Consider the following 15,827-nt stretch of genomic DNA (forward strand, 5'->3'; position numbering starts at 1 on the left):
CTATGGTAGTATATAATTAAAAAGAAGGTGTTATTATGAAAGTTGTCTTTCATATCGATGAATTAGAGAGATGGGAAGAAACTACAAAAAACGTCAAAAACCTGGTAAAAATCGCTCCAGAAATAGACACTGTCATTTTAGTCAACGGAATCGCAATCAATGGATTTCTAGAAGAGAACCATCTCTCCTTTATTAAAATGTCTGGAGTTCACTTTCATGCTTGCAATAATGCTCTCCATGCTAACAATATAACGAAGGAACAGCTTCCAGAAAATGTCGTTATCGTTCCAGCAGGTGTACTTGATCTCATTGAGCTTCAAAATGCGGGTTACGCCTACATCAAACCATAATAATCAAAACCACCAGTGTGAACTGGTGGTTTGCTCTTCGGCTGAAAGCCTCTATTGCCGGCTTGGGCCTGAAAGGCCTACTGAAAAGTCTCCCTCCTGCACCACATTCACGCGCTGATTCTAAAGAATCTCTTATTTTTTCTTATTCTTTTCTCCGGTGAATGGATCAAACTCTTCAAAAAGCGTCAATTGATCACTCATATAATCATCTTTCAGCTGATTTCGAATAGACGCTTGAATCTGTTCTTTATTCCGGCCCACGGTGTTCACAAAGTATCCACGACACCAGAACTTCCGATTACCATACCGATATTTCAAATTGGCGTGCCGATCGACTATCATTAAGCTACTCTTACCTTTCAAATAACCCATGAATTGGGAAACACTCAGCTTAGGCGGGATACTAACCAACAGGTGGATATGATCCCGACAAGCATTTGCTTCATGGATTTCGACACCTTTTCGCTCGCAAAGTTCGCGAATAATCTGACCGATGCTTTAGAGGTACTTTCCATAAATGATTTGTCTTCTATATTTTGGGGCAAAAACAATATGATACTGACATCTCCATTTGCTGTGTGCTAAACTATTCTTGTCCTGCATGGGACGACCTCCTTTTATTGTGAATGTGCCGGTCGGGAAACCAGCCATATTCTAGCATAAAAGGAGGTTTTTTTGCCCCACGCTGGAAGCTCTTTGGAACCCCCGGCGTAGCCAGGGGTTTTCGAAAAACACAAATAAGAAAAGCGGACAAGTCCGCCTTGGCCTATGAAAAAATAGGAAATTTGACCCTGAATTGTCAGGAGACTTCACGCTTCAGCGGGTTAGTCGAATGATATGCGTTAGCGAGCAGCGAAGCGCGCAATGGGGCAAATTTATCTTTTTTTCACTAGGTCAGGACTTGGGAGCTAGACATTGATGGCTGAACTTATAATCCCCTAGTCTGCCAGAAAAAAATACAGAACCCCCTAGTATAATTAGAGAGGTTCTGCATTCCTTTTACTTAAAGGCATAAAATTCATTCCATTTTTCTTCATAAGCTAGAATGAGGTCTTCATAAGCCATTGTTTCGGTAATATCATCAATACCACCTAATAGTTTATGACGCCACTCATCTTCAATGGAGAAGGTGTATGACTTGCCAGCTGCTCGAACAACTTGCTCTTCAAGGTCAACGGTTACCGCTTCATCACTCGCTAACTGAGCCAACTCTTGTCGGTCAGCTAAGGGTAACGTCAACGCTAATAAGCCATTTTTTAAGCTGTTCATATAAAAAATATCACTAAAGCCACCCGCAATGACTACACGGAAACCATAATCATTCAGCGCCCAAACGGCATGTTCACGAGACGACCCACCAGCAAAGTTATCACCTACAACAAGAATGGATGCGTCTTTTCGATCTGGATGATTGAGAATAAAATCTGGATTGTCAAGGCGAGGATCCTTTGATAGATAGCGCCAGTTATCAAATAGAAATTCGCCGTAACCTGTTTTTTCAATACGATTTAAATGGGCACTCGGTAAAATTTGGTCGGTATTAATATTATCTTCCATAATCGCTACCGATTTACCGGTATGAACGGTAAAAGCTCTCATAGTGCTGGCACCTCCCTATCGTCTAGTCGCGTATCATAAAAATATCCTTTAACAGCTGCTAAAACAGCCATAGCAGGACTACATAAATGTGTGCGCGCATCCTTGCCTTGTCGGCCTTCAAAGTTACGGTTGGTTGTGGAAGCACAATGGGTTTTGGGTGGGACACGGTCAGCATTCATAGAAATACAAGCCGAACACCCCGGCTCTCGCCACTCAAACCCTGCGTCAATAAATTGCTGAGCAATCCCCATTTTTTCAGCGGCACGTTTAACCGGCCGACTACCGGGAACAACCCAAGCTGAAATGTGATCCGCTACTTTACGACCTTTAATATACTTCGCTCCCTCAATCAAATCTTCCAGACGTGCATTGGTGCATGAACCTATAAAAATATACTGTAGCGGGATATCTGTCGCTATCATACCCGGCTTCAATTCCATATATTGGTAGGCACGCTCATCGTTATGGTCACTAATCTCTGGAAATGCTTTTCCAATTGGTAAACCCATAGCTGGCGTTGTTCCCCACGTTACATAAGGGGCCAATTCAGATACATTGATTTCTAAAACATAGTCAAAGGCAGCATCCGGATCGGAATACAGAGTCTTCCAATATGCGACGGCACGGTCAAAGTCTTTCGGCGCCTTAGGTCTTCCTTTTAAATAATCAAAGGTTTTCTGGTCTGGTGCCACCAAGCCATATTTAGCTCCGAATTCAATCGCCATGTTACACATGGTCATGCGTGCTTCCATCGATAGACTACTAACAGTGTCGCCATAAAATTCAATGGCATAGCCGGTCGCAAAATCCGTGCCATAAGAATGGATGAGATGAAGCATGATATCCTTGGCATAAACACCATTCTGTAGTTGCCCGGTAATTTTGATGCCCATATTTTTTGGTTTCTTTTGCCAAAGTGTTTGTGTCGCAAAAACGTGCTCCACTTCTGAGGAGCCAATCCCGAATGAGATAGCTCCAAAAGCACCGTGCGTGGCGGTATGGGAATCGCCGCAGACCACTGTTTTACCAGGTTGCGTGGCACCTTGCTCCGGTCCAATCATATGAACAATCCCTTGCCCTTCACTCCCATGATCCATCAGCTCGATACCAAACTCTTGGCAGTTTCTTTGTAAGGTTTCGATTTGTTTTCTTGAAATCGCATCTTTAATAGTAAAAATATTTTTAGTCGGGACATTATGATCAATAGTCGCAATGGTTTTGTCGGGAGCTCTTAATTTCCTGCCTTCTAAGCGTAGACTCTCAAACCCTTGAGGCGTAGTAACTTCATGAATCATATGCAAGTCAATATATAACAGCTGGGCATTGCCTTCTTCTCCCGTTAACACATGTTGCTGCCAAACTTTGTCAAATAGTGTTTGCTTCATTAATGATTCCTCCTTACTTTCCTTTTTAATGTAATTGGGCTTTAGTAGTATTCACCGTGGCGGTAATCCCATGAGTTATAACCATCAGACAAGTGCATCATAATACGTTCAACATCCAACCCTTTACGGATTAAAACAGGCGCTGGTGTAACAGAACGTTGGTCACCTTGGTCAGGCACAAGCTTTCCTTCTTTATCAACGAAAGAAATCATCACACCTTGTTCGTAGCGTGTTTCAACTGTTTTTTCTGGTTGAATCGAACGCACATAGTCGTCGCCTTCAATAATTAAATCTGCTTCATTTTCAATACGTTCACCAATTCCAGCAACCACACCACGGTTTCCTTTTCCAGATGGATTAGCAGAACTAGCAAAGAACATGCCGTTTCCGTCACTCCAACGCGCTGCGGCAATTTGTTCACCAGGAACGCCAAATTTAATAACAAAACAGCTTGTGTCGCGAACGTCAGTCATTAATTCAGACGAACCATCATTTGGAATATACTGTTTACCAGATTCTTTCCAAGGTAAGATACAGCCTAGCAACACATCTTCTTGCCAACATTTTTCATAGAATTCGCGAATAGCAGGAGTCATTTCAGCTAAAGCATCCAATTGCTCAAGCGAGCCAATTAAAACAACGCCCGGTTTGTTACGGTTACGGTTTTTAGCTGAGAATTTGCGCTCTAGCCCCGCTCGATCTGTCGTACCAATGATATACCCTACTTTTGTGGGACATACGATTGTTTTTCCGCCTGTTTTTAATAGTTCAATTGCCTCAGTTTGTGGTGTGCCGTTCCATTTTACATATTTGTCTGCTGTCATCGTTGTTATTCCTCTCTATCTGTAGTGTGATTGTTATACAAAAATAACCCCCGACCTGTTGCTAAGTCGGGGGTTTATAGTTGCATAGAACGAAAGAACTGATACATGTCCTAGATTCTTATCCATTGCCCGCTTAGATGTCATTTTTGAAAAAATAATCTTTACAGCAAGCATGGTCATTAAGCTCCTTATAAAGACTAATTCTACAAGTCTAATAACGCGCTTAATAATAAAATATCCAAGATGTTGATTGCTTTAACCGAATCCATGTATCTATTCTCTCCTTCCCTTTTATTAATATAAGATTATATTAATGATAATCCTCTCACTTGTCAATGGTATTTTTAATTTAATTTTAATATTCTGGGAATAAAACGGAATAGTGATTGTTTTGCGTATTTTATTATAGGAGGTGTTGAAATGCTAGATAAATCAGATTATTTAACTAGCTATGATTATTTAAACAAACGATTGACAGAAAATGACCCACATTACCTACGCCAAAAAGATGGATATGACGGTGAGGCCTATCTCTTCGCTAAGCTTAAACGTTGCTCGTTTCCTATGCTAGTCTGCCATGATTTACTTTTATCACGTGGCGTCACGACTCAGTTGGATTTTGTCATTATTTTATCTGATCGTATTTTATTATTGGATGTCAAACATTACAAAGGCAGTTACACTTACCAAGACGGCGAATTTTACGACCGAAAAAAAGAGAAACTCGGCTCAAACCCACTCATTCAACTCCACCGAGCGAGTAATGTGCTGGAGGCTATTCTGAAAGATGGCGGCATCAACATGCCGATTGAACGGAAATTAATTTTTACCCACGAGCAATTTTGCTTGTATGGCAATCAACCCGATTTACCTATTGTGTTGCTGTCGCAACTCGTCAACTATTTCAATTATCTGGAGAAGGTCTCAGGGCCTTTGACTGACTATCATCATCGGATTGCCAGCTATTTAGAAAATATAAAATTAAAGCGTAATCCTTATGAAAAACTGCCAAAATACTCTTTTGACTCTTTGAATAAGGGGATATTCTGCTTAGACTGCGACAAGACCTATACCATCAGTCGCCATCGAAATTTAGTTTGTGACAAGTGTGGCTGCCGAGAAAGCAAGTCTGTAGCGGTAAGCAGGATGATTGCAGAATTTGAACTACTTTTTCCAGATGTCAAACCTAGCCCAAAGTTGCTAAAAGAGTGGTGCGGCGATTTAGTGAGTATTGAACTTGTCGGAATTGTTTTAAGAAGATGTAGATGACTGTAAAAAATTTTAGGACTAGTTTTAGGCTGTTTTATAAAAAATAAGAGGTTCAAAGCTTGTTTAGTCGCTGAACCTCTGGATTCTTAAAAATTTAAGAGCTTCAAAGATTATTTAGCCACTGAACCTCTGGATTATGAGGAAATTAAGAGGTTCAAAGCTTGGTTAGCCACTGAACCTCTGGATTCTTAAAAATTTAAGAGGTTCAAAGCTTATTTAGCCGCTGAACCTCTGGATTATGAGGAAATTAAGAGGTTCAAAGCTTGGTTAGCTACTGAACCTCTGGATTCTTAAAAATTTAAGAGGTTCAAAGCTTATTTAGCCGCTGAACCTCTGGATTATGAGGAAATTAAGAGGTTCAAGGGCAATTCGTACGCTGAACCTCTCTTTTTTTGGCTGGCGCAAGCCTAGTCGAGGCACTCACCTTATTTATTTAAAAAAAAACAAAAATAGCTGCTCCCATTAGGAAACAGCTATCCAATAGCGTTGAGTGATGCGATTGTTTTCTTGGCGTTCATCTTCTAGCTGGCCGCCATTGTGTTGAATGACTTTGGCAGAGGCGATGTTGTCTTTGTCACAGGTCAAAAGGACGCGGTCAATACCCCTCGCACGGTAATGGTCTAGTGCCAGATGAAGCAGCTGGCTAGCATAGCCTTTACGGCGCTCTGACGGTTTAACGCTGTAGCCAATATGGCCGCCAAACGCCAATAGATAATCATTTAACTCGTAACGGTTATTTACCATTCCAATAATGGCCTCGTCTTCTTTTCGGACAACTAAAAAAGTATCAGACAATACTCGGTCAGCTGGCACGGTTTCCTTTTTCTGGAATAATTCGATTTGATCTAACCAATCATCGTAATTGTCATAGTCAGCTAAGCCAGATGTGCCATCCATGGAGTCGTTTGAATCAATAAAAGATTGTCGATAAGCCATGACATTATCGCGGTCTGCTCGTGTTGGAAAACGCAAATATAATTCTGCCATATTAAACATGGTCCGCAATATATCTGACTAGTGCTTCTGATTTTTCCCAGCCTAAACATGGGTCAGTAATCGACTGGCCAAATACGCTTCCTCCCGGTTCTTGACGGCCATCTTCCAAGTAACTTTCAATCATAAAGCCACGAACATATTCCTTAATGTCTTCGTTCCAGTCACGGTTAGTTAGAACTTCTTGAACGATACGAATTTGCTCGTTGTAGTTTTTACCTGAATTATCATGGTTCGTATCAATCATAATAAACGGATTTTTGAAGTTTCCTTTTTGGTAAGCCTTAATTGTTTTTACCAAGTCATCGTAATGGTAGTTAGGTACAAATTCTCCAGCATCGGTTAAGCCACCACGTAAAATAACATGTGCCAATGGGTTAGAGCTCGTTTCTACTTCTGCACCATTGTACATTAATTCTTGTTTTTGTTGGGCTGCATAAACAGCGTTGAACATCACATTGATATTGCCGCTTGTTGGATTTTTCAAACCGGTTGGATGGTCAATCCCACTTGCGACAAAACGGTGCTGTTGGTTTTCAACAGAACGCGCCCCTACAGCATGATAGCTCACTAAATCTTCTACAAATTGTAGATTATCTGGGTAAAGCATTTCATCTGCTGTTGTCAGACCCGTTTCAGTAAGCACTCGTTTGTGCATTTTACGAACAGCTACCATACCACGAACTAAGTTAATTTCGCCTGCAGGATCTTGTTGGTGCAATAAACCTTTGTAGCCATCGCCATTTGTACGTGGCTTATTAGTATAAACGCGTTGAACGATAAAAACTTTATCTTTTACTTCATCCTGTAATTTAGATAAACGTCTCGCATACTCCAAGACTGCGTCCTCGTTGTCTGCGGAACAAGGTCCCATGACTAATAAAAAGCGCTTGTCTCTACCTTCAATAATCGCGCGTAATTCTTCATCTCGTGCTGCTTTTTTAGCAGCTTCTTTTTCTGTTAATTTTGAAATTGATTTAACTGATTCCATATTAATATTTTTACTCAAAGCCGTGAAACTCATTCCATAACCTCCCATGAGAAATTCTTTCATCTATCTTAACAGATTTTAATCTTAAAAGGGGAAATTTCTTGTGAATTATTAATATTTCTACAATTGATGGTGGCCTGGCTCAATTTCTAGCACTTGATCGTCAATTTTCACCCAGATTGTTCTTTCATTAGGGTTGTATACACGACTACCATCAGCTGAATAAACTAAGCGTTTAGCATCTTCTAAATAACATTTCATTTCAATACTACTCACAAAAAAGAGAAAAAAATTAGGCGCTTGCACAAAAGTAATGCAGTGTGTGCCACCGCAAGGGGATAGTTACTGGATAGTTACTGGATAGTTACTGGATGGTTTTGGAGAAATTCAGAGGTTCAAGAGAGTTTTCGTGGTTGAACCTCTATTTTTGGGATAATTAAAGAGGTTCAAGCTACTTTTCGGTGCTGAACCTCTGGATTCTTTGTAAATTAAGAGGTTCAAGCCACTTTCGAGCACTGAACCTCTGGATTCTTTGTAAATTAAGAGGTTCAAACTACTTTCGAGCACTGAACCTCTGGATTTTTTGTAAATAAAGAGGTTCAAGTACATTTCTGCAGCTGAACCTCTTTATTATTGTTGCCATTCTTCTCTTAGGATACCCATTCGAATCGAGTCATAGTATTCGCCTTCATAGAATCGGACTTTTCGAATACGTGCTTCCATCTGCATCCCTAACTTTTCAGCAGCACGTATCATGCGCGCATTTCCTGACCAAGTCGTCAAGCCAACATGAGCAACCTCAACCGATTGAAAAACATGATCCATCCACATTTTCAAAGCACGCGTTCCTATTCCTTTGCCCCAATTTTGGCCTTCATGAATAACAATCCCCAACTCTAGCCAATGCTTTTGTTGATCCTCAAAGTAATAAGTCACTACTCCGATTAATTCATCATTCAGACAGATGCCCCAAATATCTTTTTCATTAATCCAGCTAGTTGCTTTCGTTAAAAAGACATCGTAAGCGACTGCTTTATGTGGAAAATAAGGCGCATCCCATTTTTTCCATTCGGGTGCCTCTTCCTTATACATTAATTCCCATAGGCGTTTCAAATCTTTATCTTCAATTGGACGAATCGTTACTTCTTTATCTGTGTACATTGGTTTCCTCTATTCTAATTTCGTATATTTAAAAATCAATTCGCCGTTCGGATCTTTTTCGTTGATATAGCTAAAGCCAATACTTTTATATAAATAGTGGGCAGCGTGATTGGTTTCGATGATACTCAAATAGATAGTTTGAACATCATAGAGCTTGCTAACGCGGTCAATTAGCGCTAGCATTACGGCTCGCCCAAGTCCCTTGCCCTGATAAGCTTGATCAATTATTATTCGGTCAATCCATGTATCCCGATTAGGGCCAAACGACCCATACATCGCAAAACCGACAAGCCTATCATCAAAGTAAATCGCTACAGTCTGCCACTCTTCTACTTCTTCTGCCTCTGTAAGGCATTCTGCTACAGATTCAATAAACTCTTCTTGCTCTTTTTTTATACGAAGTGATTTGACCGCTTCTTCGTTCGTTTGATCAATAGCCTGAAATAGAATCGATGACATAGTCAACCCCTCCTTTATTTAACAATGGCGCAAACATGAACATCCCAGTGTTGACCTTTTATTTTCAAAACTTTTTGATGCGTGCCTTCATAGGTCATACCAGCCTTTTCCATAACTCGTCTCGATCCAATGTTTTTAGTCAAACATTTGGCTTGAATACGAACTAAATCCATTTGTTGAAAGCCAAAACGAATCACTTCTTTTGTAGCCTCAGTCATCAAGCCTTTTCCCCAATAGGCTTGTGATAAAGCATAGCCAATCTCAGCGGTTTGATGATTGGGCTGCCAGCTTACAAAATCAATGGTTCCAATCAATTTACCTGTTTCTTTATGTTCAATTCCCCACGGAGCAAGCACCTGATTTTGGTAACGATCTAACACGAAATCCACAAAAGCTTGTGAATCAGCCAGTGTTTGATGAGTCGGCCAAGTGGTGTATTGAGACACTTGATCGTTGGAGCCGTATTCATAAATGTCTGAAACATCTTCTTTTTTTAACTTTCGAAGAATGAGTCGGTCTGTTTCAAGTTGTGGTAAATCGCTGTAGATCGCTTTGATGTCCATGTTTGCTTCCCCTTTATATTAGGTTTATTTTACCATAGCTGTCTGAATATTATGGAGTCATCAAACATTTTTCTTGCTATTTTTAAAATGCTCTAGTATATATGGTTGTTGATACGTATTTAGCAAATGGTCAAACAGGCTCGTTCAGTAGTCAACCAGAAAGCTGGAGCATAGATGAGATGCGCCTAATGGAAATCGCCGTTCTCGCAAATGATGCAACGATTAGTGCTGATGGCAATGAACTAGGTGATCCAACTGAAGTTGCTATGGTTGCCTTTAGTCAAAAATTAAAGCAGTCAGCTGCTGACTTGCGTGATAAGGCACCGCGTGAAGCAGAATTACCCTTTGATTCAGAAAGAAAACTAATGTCTACCCGTCATACGATAAACGGCGAGCCTGTCTTACTTACAAAAGGCGGTCCCGATGTTATTTTCAACCGCAGTCAATCTGTCTTAGTAAATGGCGAAGTTCTGCCACTTACGCCTGAACGCTTGGCAACCATTCAAGAACAAAATGAAGCCTTTGCCAAACGTGCCCTTCGTGTGCTAGCTATGGCTTATAAACCACTATCACATGACGGCGACTTGTCTTTTGATGATGAAAATGAGTTGATTTTTGTTGGTTTACTTGCCATGATTGATCCGCCTCGTGAAGAAGTGTTTGCTGCCGTTGAAGCAGATGATTTAGCTTTAACCGGAAATGAACTGGATAATTTAAGCGACCACGAACTCGATTCTATTTTAGAAAAAGTATCGGTTTATGCACGTGTATCGCCCGAAAATAAAATCCGTATCGTACGGGCATGGCAACGAAAAGGTCATGTTTCAGCTATGACTGGCGACGGCGTCAACGATGCCCCTGCTTTGAAACAAGCCGACATCGGGATTGCGATGGGAAGTGGGACTGACGTAGCAAAAGATGCCGCAGCTATGGTCCTAACCGATGATAATTTCGTCTCTATTATTAAAGCAGTTGAAGTTGGTCGAAATGTCTTTGCCAATATTAAAAAAGCTGTTGCCTATTTATTCGCAGGTAACCTAGGTGCGATTATTGCGATTATTTTCGCCTTAATCATGGATTGGGCTAACCCTTTTACCGCCATCCAGCTCCTCTTTATCAACTTAGTGAACGACTCTTTCCCTGCTATTGCGCTAGGAATGGAAAAAGGTGAACCAGACGTGATGTCACGCAAGCCGCGTAACCCTAAAGAAGGTATTTTTTCTTGGGATACATTGGTTTCAGTCATTTACCGTGGGAGCTTGATTGCAGTGGCTGTTATCATTTCCCAGTTTATCGGCCTGCAACAGTCGCCACAACTAAGTGTCGCAATGGCCTTTACAACTTTGATTCTATCTCGTACCTTGCAAAGTTTTCCAGCTCGTTCGAATTCACAAACCGCTGTTCAAGCAGGCTTCTTCTCTAATAAAGCCATTCTAGCAGCAGTTGGATTATCACTTGCTCTTTACGGATTGACTCTACTCCCTGCTATTCGTAGTATTTTCTCAATCCCTGCAGCAATTGGTTGGACCTCATTCAGCATTGCAGCTGGCCTAGCCGTTGTTGCCGTTGCCTTAATGGAAGCAACCAAAATGGTGATTCAAAAGAAAAAAGCCTCTTATTAAAAATAGGAGGCTTTTGCTTATTCATTTTTACTTATGCAAAATAGGAGCTTTGCGCATAAACTTGCCGTCGTTAGGAGCAGTTGTTTTATGCTTTACTTTGCCGCTACTTTTTTTGCTAGCAATCAGTGCTTGCATTTTCTCTTTTTTATTCATTATATACCCTCTTCTCAATAACTACATATGCCTTCAATAGTATAGGGGTAAAAAGTGGTCGGCGCAAGACAAACTTTATGTGAATCATCTTAACGTTTTGACTAGTTCAATCTCGGTAAAATGTCGAGTAGAGGCATAAAAACGAGTCAGTCGACATCTTTTGCAATAAAAGTGTCGAGTGAGACCATTAAAGATGCCCTACTCGACACATATTTGCATTTTTATGTCGACTGAACTAAAAAACAATAGCCACTCGCCATTTCAAGCTATTTTCAAACCCGTTTCATCATATTATACCAACGGACTCCTCCATGGCTTGAATCCGATAGGCCATGATTAGTATAACCTAGGCCTTCATAGAAGCTAATTAGCTCTTCTTTACAGGTCAGTGTAATTCCGATTATTTCGTGTTTTTACGCCAACTCAAACAATCGTGTCATCAGTGATATAAGCTTGGCTAATAACTGGGCCGTTGACATAACCTAGAATCACGCCGTCTTCCACGGCTACAATAAAACTATCCGGAATGACAGTAACACGTTCGATAAAAGCTTGTCGTGAAGCTGCTTCTTCTGGCGTAAAGCCGTCATTTTCAATGGCTATTAATTGCTCTAACTCTGCCAACGCGACCGATCTAACAATCATTTCGTTTCTTCTTTAAAGTAGTCAGCCACATAAGCTTTAAATAAGCGAGCATCATCAAAATAATGATGGGGTTCATAGGAAAAATCGAGCGTCTGGTAATTTTTCAGCCACTGCACACCAACCGTGTGAACACCCGCATCCAACCCAGCCGCAATGTCTGCATCACTATCCCCAACAAAAATGACATCCTCTTTCTTCAGTTTTAAATTGTCCAGCACCTTAAAAATACCTTCTGGATGTGGTTTGGCTTTCTCAACATCATCGCCGGTAATGATATAATCGAACAGGTCAGCCATTTCTAATTGTTCTAACGAAATATCTAAACTTCGACGAGCTTTACCGGTTACGATAGCCAGTAAAAAACTTTGCTCTTTTAAATAAGCCAGTAAGTCAGTCCCGCTTGAGCAATCGCTCGCAATTCCTTAGCCCATGTTAGCCATTTTTCTTCATTCAAGTCTTCACCTCGTTTTACTCGTTATCTGCTTTCTATCATACCATGATAGCTAATAAACCTGCATGAACAAAAATAGCTTGAGACATCGTATCGTCTCAAGCTACTCTTATCGATTAAACAATTACTTTCAAGTCTGCGAATCGATTAATTCGCTAGCATATTCTAAACAACAAGATACATCAGTTTCTTTAAACATTGAAATGTCATTTTCATGCTTGATAAAGAGAAGGGGTCTTTGCTTATTTTCTCGGTTTTCTGGACATAGAAGGTCGCCCCATTTGTTTTGATTTTAGGTCTTCCAATACGAATTTTTGAAAAGCTCTTACCCACTTTTGGATGGAGGAATTATCAGATATATCCTATTTATTCGCCAAAGCTTTATAGCCTAACTGGCCATTCAGATAGTACTATACCTGTTGTAATTTAAGTGCGATTTTTTATTTGAGGTTTTTTTCTATTATTCCGCTACACATCTTACTAATGTTTCCTTAATAGACTGTATGACATCATGATCTTTTATTCCCAACTCTAGCATTGTATCAGCTGGATTTATATACAAGTCTTCTTCTTGCAATTGACCCATTAGTGAGTAACGAATACCATGCTCTAATCCTTTTTCTGCTGAATGCTTATCAACTTGTTCGTAAGATTCTCTTATCTGTTCAAACGGGACGACAGCAACTTGAGTGGTATCAGACTGACCAAGAGCCTCAACCATCATTTTGTAAAATTCTTCAAACTTCATATTTAAAGCTGAAATAGCATAAGTCTTACGATGCTTGCCATTCTCCATTGCCCCAACTGCTGCTTCAGCCACTTGTTCTACTGTAACCATAGCAGTTCCACCTTTTAATGATGGAAAAACAGGACGTCCTTTGATTTGATCAGTGAACATTTTCCATAACGGCATTCTTCCAGGCATAGTACCGAAAATATACGGTAAACGTAAACTCATGACGTCCATTGCTCCCTCACCTTCAGCAAATGCTACTTGTTCTTGCAATAAACGAGTATTGGGGTACCCTTGATTTTTTAAATCATATTTCCCATCAAAACGCTCCGCAAACTCAGAAAAATATGAACCGTAAACCACAAATTTCTTCACACCCGCTTGTCTTGCTAAACGAGCTAATCTTTGAGTTGGTAGGACATTTGCTTCATAGAAGAATTTTAATGCTGGCTTTACTGGTGTAACTCGTTCATCAGCGCCTGCTGCGTACATAAAACCGCTACAATCAGAAAGCATGTCAATAATTTCTTTATCTGATAATTGGTTAATATCACCTAATTGAATGTCAACCTGACTTGGGAATAATCCTTCTGCTGGCATAGGTGGTAATGCCATTGTCTTTACTTCATAACCACGTGCAAGCAATTCCTTCGTTGTATAGTAACCTAAAAAACCTGTTCCACCTAAAATAAATACTTTTGACATAATCTAATCTCCTTTTCTTGTTATCTTATTCACATATATAGTATAATGCATTTAAAACTTAAAAAATCATCATAATTCCGCTAAGCTTTCACTTTTATTAGATCAGGAGTTGTACTTTATGTCTAAAAATTATCCTTATGTTAGTGGTCATTATTTTTCTGAAAATTTTCGTCCACAAGACCTTCTTTTAACTTATGAGACAGTTGTAAAAACCGAAAATCGGTTATTTTGTAATGAAGTTGAATTCATTTTTATTATTTCCGGAACGGGGCATATTGATATTAATGGTAAGCTATTTCCTGTAAGAGAAAATCATCTCATCCATCTTTTGCCCTATCATATTCACCGCTTTGTTCTTGATGCTGGTGAATCGTTGACCATTTATCGTATTCGTTTTTCACTTGGATTGTTGTTACTTTCCTCTGTTAATGAGAAACATTATTTATCTCATGTTAATCACCTCGACTCCATAATATCAATACTACCTTTGCCGGAAAGGAAAGTTAATCTTTTGACTGCACTGTGCGAAGACGTTTTATATGAAAAGAAACATGGTCATACTTCCTTTGAGAATTTACACTTATCATTAGTCTCATTTATTTCTTATACCATACAGACCGTTCCTCTCGTCACCCCTGCTGTGAAACCATCTGCAGAGAGATGGCGCTGTTTGGAATATATACACCTTCATCATCAAGACGATTTGACACTTGACCTTGTAGCAAAGGCCCTATCTCTTTCGTTAGAAAGGGTTCAAGATGAATTAAAAGAAGCAACACATTTTACATTTAGTCAATTACTTAATCAAGTTAGGATTCGCAATGCCACTGCTCTGTTACAGTTCCCTGATTTAACAGTCCAGCAGATTGGATCCATATGTGGCTATAAATCCAATGCTAACTTTTATAAACAATTCAAAAATGTCCATAACCAGACTCCTAATGTTTACAGAGAGCAATTGAATAGTCAGAATCAACTGATTGCTTATAATGACGCTTGGGACGTTGCCCTATATATATTAGAGAATTGCTTATCTCCTTTAACATTAGAATCCTTAGTTGCACAAACTCGCTTTTCTGAAGACAAGATCAATGAGCTATTGAAGAAAAAGTTTGATCTAACGTTCAAAGAATTATTAAATTTTCATCGTGTGCAGATTGGCAGGTTATTACTTTTGAATCTACCATTGAATGTCACTGAAGTTGCCTTAAAAGTAGGCTTCCTAGACACAAATACTTTTATTCGGAACTATAAGAAAGTCTTTCAGATCACACCTCACCAAGAGAAAATGCTAGCAAGAAAATAGACAAATGCTTTTCATGTGGATTGTTTTATTCAATCCGATATAATACCCTTACAGGAAATTATTACATGAGTATTAAGAAAAAAGATTATAAATCGCTCGCTACAGACATCATTGATTTTGTTGGGGGTGAAGAGAATATTAATCGTGTCATTCATTGCATCACACGCTTACGTTATTATTTAAAAGACGAAACGATTCTAGAAAAAGAGAAACTCGAACACTTAGATGGTGTGATAGGTATCGTTGAAGCAAATAGCCAATTCCAAGTCGTTGTAGTGCAAGCAGTCGATGACATTTATGATGAAGTGATCGCAGGAGTCTTTCGAATTAATATGTGGAACATTATAGGTTCGATTATTGAGCTGCCTTCCTATATTGACCCAGTTAATGGCATCACTTCATATTTTTTGGTATGCTGTTTTGGTTACCGCTGTGACACTTGCTTTGGCGTTTATTCTTACTTACATTTGGGGCTATAATGACAACATGTCCATGCTAGAAAAACGGGAAAAGCCAAAAAATCCTACAAAAACAAAATAAATAATTAGTCTTTCATTAAAAAAACATTCAAAAAGTAAACTTAAAATCTACTTTCTGAATGTTTTTTTTAATGAATGA

The 15,827-nt window shown here is 39.6% G+C and carries 18 protein-coding genes and 2 pseudogenes; 5 read left to right on the forward strand and 15 right to left on the reverse strand.

The genetic code is table 11. The features are described 5' to 3' along the window. Window positions 1–35 precede the first annotated feature (35 nt). Complete coding sequence (locus tag G7057_RS02530; RefSeq protein WP_166161108.1) at window positions 36–350, forward strand: DsrE family protein; 315 nt, start codon at window positions 36–38, stop codon at window positions 348–350. A 132-nt stretch (window positions 351–482) separates the two neighbouring features. Here the strand turns inward: G7057_RS02530 and tnpA are convergent. From tnpA to G7057_RS02550, 4 genes and pseudogenes are all read right to left on the reverse strand, one after another. Further along, window positions 483–953 (reverse strand): annotated as a pseudogene (tnpA, locus tag G7057_RS02535) (IS200/IS605 family transposase). Window positions 954–1,349: 396 nt separating this feature from the next. Beyond that, window positions 1,350–1,949: a 3-isopropylmalate dehydratase small subunit gene (leuD, locus tag G7057_RS02540; protein ID WP_166161110.1), complete on the reverse strand. Its 600-nt coding sequence runs from the start codon at window positions 1,947–1,949 to the stop codon at window positions 1,350–1,352. Then, the gene (gene leuC, locus G7057_RS02545; RefSeq protein ID WP_166161112.1) at window positions 1,946–3,334 is read right to left on the reverse strand and encodes a 3-isopropylmalate dehydratase large subunit; all 1,389 of its coding nucleotides are present in this window, start codon (window positions 3,332–3,334) and stop codon (window positions 1,946–1,948) included. The genes leuD and leuC overlap by 4 nt, the downstream gene beginning before the upstream one ends. Window positions 3,335–3,375: 41 nt before the next feature. Next, window positions 3,376–4,158, reverse strand: coding sequence for an L-threonylcarbamoyladenylate synthase (locus G7057_RS02550; protein ID WP_166161114.1), 783 nt, complete (start codon window positions 4,156–4,158; stop codon window positions 3,376–3,378). A gap of 420 nt (window positions 4,159–4,578) precedes the next feature. Here G7057_RS02550 and G7057_RS02555 point away from each other — a divergent pair, with 420 nt between their 5' ends. Further along, a complete protein-coding gene (locus tag G7057_RS02555) occupies window positions 4,579–5,427 on the forward strand; it encodes a nuclease-related domain-containing protein (protein WP_166161116.1) in 849 nt (282 codons plus the stop codon). A 462-nt stretch (window positions 5,428–5,889) separates the two neighbouring features. Here the strand turns inward: G7057_RS02555 and G7057_RS02560 are convergent, their stop codons facing one another. The 6 genes from G7057_RS02560 to G7057_RS02585 all read right to left on the reverse strand — a co-directional run bounded on the left by G7057_RS02560 (window position 5,890) and on the right by G7057_RS02585 (window position 9,594). Then, a complete protein-coding gene (locus G7057_RS02560) occupies window positions 5,890–6,414 on the reverse strand; it encodes a GNAT family N-acetyltransferase (protein WP_166161118.1) in 525 nt (174 codons plus the stop codon). A 1-nt stretch (window position 6,415) separates the two neighbouring features. Continuing rightward, a complete protein-coding gene (locus G7057_RS02565; RefSeq protein WP_166161120.1) occupies window positions 6,416–7,444 on the reverse strand; it encodes a 3-deoxy-7-phosphoheptulonate synthase in 1,029 nt (342 codons plus the stop codon). A gap of 87 nt (window positions 7,445–7,531) precedes the next feature. Further along, window positions 7,532–7,672, reverse strand: coding sequence for a hypothetical protein (locus tag G7057_RS02570; RefSeq protein ID WP_166161122.1), 141 nt, complete (start codon window positions 7,670–7,672; stop codon window positions 7,532–7,534). Between the two features lie 369 nt (window positions 7,673–8,041). Then, entirely contained in the window at window positions 8,042–8,572 is a 531-nt protein-coding gene (locus tag G7057_RS02575) for a GNAT family N-acetyltransferase (RefSeq protein ID WP_166161124.1), read from the reverse strand. A 9-nt stretch (window positions 8,573–8,581) separates the two neighbouring features. Continuing rightward, a complete protein-coding gene (locus tag G7057_RS02580) occupies window positions 8,582–9,031 on the reverse strand; it encodes a GNAT family N-acetyltransferase (RefSeq protein WP_166161126.1) in 450 nt (149 codons plus the stop codon). A gap of 14 nt (window positions 9,032–9,045) precedes the next feature. Next, entirely contained in the window at window positions 9,046–9,594 is a 549-nt protein-coding gene (locus G7057_RS02585) for a GNAT family N-acetyltransferase (protein ID WP_166161128.1), read from the reverse strand. 104 nt (window positions 9,595–9,698) lie between these two features. Between G7057_RS02585 and G7057_RS02590 the strand changes: the two are divergent. After that, window positions 9,699–11,216, forward strand: a pseudogene (locus G7057_RS02590) (cation-translocating P-type ATPase); the annotation flags it as partial. A gap of 27 nt (window positions 11,217–11,243) precedes the next feature. On the opposite strand, the gene G7057_RS11915 reads toward G7057_RS02590, so the two are convergent. The 5 genes from G7057_RS11915 to G7057_RS02605 form a co-directional block, all read right to left on the reverse strand. Continuing rightward, a complete protein-coding gene (locus G7057_RS11915; RefSeq protein ID WP_257787742.1) occupies window positions 11,244–11,369 on the reverse strand; it encodes a hypothetical protein in 126 nt (41 codons plus the stop codon). Window positions 11,370–11,792: 423 nt separating this feature from the next. Further along, on the reverse strand, window positions 11,793–12,014 hold the full coding sequence (locus G7057_RS11805; protein ID WP_227004631.1) for a GNAT family N-acetyltransferase: 222 nt from the start codon (window positions 12,012–12,014) through the stop codon (window positions 11,793–11,795). After that, on the reverse strand, window positions 12,011–12,400 hold the full coding sequence (locus G7057_RS02600; RefSeq protein WP_227004685.1) for an HAD family hydrolase: 390 nt from the start codon (window positions 12,398–12,400) through the stop codon (window positions 12,011–12,013). Before G7057_RS02600 ends, G7057_RS11805 begins: the two co-directional genes overlap by 4 nt. After that, complete coding sequence (locus tag G7057_RS11975; protein ID WP_227004686.1) at window positions 12,388–12,468, reverse strand: NUDIX hydrolase N-terminal domain-containing protein; 81 nt, start codon at window positions 12,466–12,468, stop codon at window positions 12,388–12,390. The genes G7057_RS02600 and G7057_RS11975 overlap by 13 nt, the downstream gene beginning before the upstream one ends. Before the next feature lie 457 nt (window positions 12,469–12,925). Next, window positions 12,926–13,903, reverse strand: a complete 978-nt coding sequence (locus G7057_RS02605; RefSeq protein WP_193566096.1) for an NAD-dependent epimerase/dehydratase family protein — start codon at window positions 13,901–13,903, stop codon at window positions 12,926–12,928. Between the two features lie 118 nt (window positions 13,904–14,021). On the opposite strand from G7057_RS02605, the gene G7057_RS02610 reads away from it, so the two are divergent. Both G7057_RS02610 and G7057_RS02615 read left to right on the forward strand, forming a co-directional pair. Beyond that, window positions 14,022–15,209 carry a helix-turn-helix domain-containing protein gene (locus G7057_RS02610; protein WP_166161132.1) on the forward strand — a complete coding sequence of 396 codons (1,188 nt, stop codon included), beginning with the start codon at window positions 14,022–14,024 and terminating at the stop codon, window positions 15,207–15,209. Between the two features lie 65 nt (window positions 15,210–15,274). Beyond that, window positions 15,275–15,688 (forward strand): PTS transporter subunit EIIB, encoded by a 414-nt coding sequence (locus G7057_RS02615; protein ID WP_166161134.1) that lies wholly within the window; start codon window positions 15,275–15,277, stop codon window positions 15,686–15,688. Window positions 15,689–15,827 lie beyond the last annotated feature (139 nt).

The sequence above is a fragment of the Jeotgalibaca arthritidis genome, assembly GCF_011100465.1.
GTDB classification, from domain to species: Bacteria; Bacillota; Bacilli; order Lactobacillales; family Aerococcaceae; genus Jeotgalibaca; species Jeotgalibaca arthritidis.

Excerpts from the sequence above, each read along its gene's own strand:
- G7057_RS02530 (WP_166161108.1), top strand. The coding sequence starts at position 36 with ATGAAAGTTGTCTTTCATATCGATGAATTAGAGAGATGGGAAGAAACT.
- leuD (WP_166161110.1), bottom strand. The coding sequence starts at position 1,949 with ATGAGAGCTTTTACCGTTCATACCGGTAAATCGGTAGCGATTATGGAA.
- leuC (WP_166161112.1), bottom strand. The coding sequence starts at position 3,334 with ATGAAGCAAACACTATTTGACAAAGTTTGGCAGCAACATGTGTTAACG.
- G7057_RS02550 (WP_166161114.1), bottom strand. The coding sequence starts at position 4,158 with ATGACAGCAGACAAATATGTAAAATGGAACGGCACACCACAAACTGAG.
- G7057_RS02555 (WP_166161116.1), top strand. The coding sequence starts at position 4,579 with ATGCTAGATAAATCAGATTATTTAACTAGCTATGATTATTTAAACAAA.
- G7057_RS02560 (WP_166161118.1), bottom strand. The coding sequence starts at position 6,414 with ATGGCAGAATTATATTTGCGTTTTCCAACACGAGCAGACCGCGATAAT.
- G7057_RS02565 (WP_166161120.1), bottom strand. The coding sequence starts at position 7,444 with ATGAGTTTCACGGCTTTGAGTAAAAATATTAATATGGAATCAGTTAAA.
- G7057_RS02570 (WP_166161122.1), bottom strand. The coding sequence starts at position 7,672 with ATGAAATGTTATTTAGAAGATGCTAAACGCTTAGTTTATTCAGCTGAT.
- G7057_RS02575 (WP_166161124.1), bottom strand. The coding sequence starts at position 8,572 with ATGTACACAGATAAAGAAGTAACGATTCGTCCAATTGAAGATAAAGAT.
- G7057_RS02580 (WP_166161126.1), bottom strand. The coding sequence starts at position 9,031 with ATGTCATCGATTCTATTTCAGGCTATTGATCAAACGAACGAAGAAGCG.
- G7057_RS02585 (WP_166161128.1), bottom strand. The coding sequence starts at position 9,594 with ATGGACATCAAAGCGATCTACAGCGATTTACCACAACTTGAAACAGAC.
- G7057_RS11915 (WP_257787742.1), bottom strand. The coding sequence starts at position 11,369 with ATGAATAAAAAAGAGAAAATGCAAGCACTGATTGCTAGCAAAAAAAGT.
- G7057_RS11805 (WP_227004631.1), bottom strand. The coding sequence starts at position 12,014 with ATGATTGTTAGATCGGTCGCGTTGGCAGAGTTAGAGCAATTAATAGCC.
- G7057_RS02605 (WP_193566096.1), bottom strand. The coding sequence starts at position 13,903 with ATGTCAAAAGTATTTATTTTAGGTGGAACAGGTTTTTTAGGTTACTAT.
- G7057_RS02610 (WP_166161132.1), top strand. The coding sequence starts at position 14,022 with ATGTCTAAAAATTATCCTTATGTTAGTGGTCATTATTTTTCTGAAAAT.
- G7057_RS02615 (WP_166161134.1), top strand. The coding sequence starts at position 15,275 with ATGAGTATTAAGAAAAAAGATTATAAATCGCTCGCTACAGACATCATT.